1 pseudogene is annotated in these 224 nt (G+C 35.3%); it reads right to left on the bottom strand.

From position 1 onward, the window contains the following. Window positions 1–159 (bottom strand): annotated as a pseudogene (locus V6256_RS15660) (class I adenylate cyclase); the annotation flags it as partial. Window positions 160–224: the final 65 nt, after the last annotated feature.

Here is a 224-nt window from a genome sequence, read left to right as displayed (position 1 = left end):
TAAAATTGCGCTACGCCAAGAGGTACTTTCAGACGAAGAAGGGTTGGATAACGCTTCTTCTGTTTTGAAATAAAAGCATACTCGCACTAACTCCATACGATTGAGGTCATTAATACTGATTAAGTAATCGCTAACTTTACTTAGCAGCAGACAATAGGGATCTAAGTGCTCATTTTAGAAATGTTGTTCTTGAAAGCTTTTTTTATAGGAAGTTGATATTAACT

The organism is Psychromonas aquatilis (assembly GCF_038155185.1).
In the GTDB taxonomy this organism is placed as follows: Bacteria; Pseudomonadota; Gammaproteobacteria; order Enterobacterales; family Psychromonadaceae; genus Psychromonas; species Psychromonas aquatilis.
The sequence above is the reverse complement of the archived record's forward strand: the minus strand, read 5'-3'. Positions and strand labels throughout refer to the sequence as shown.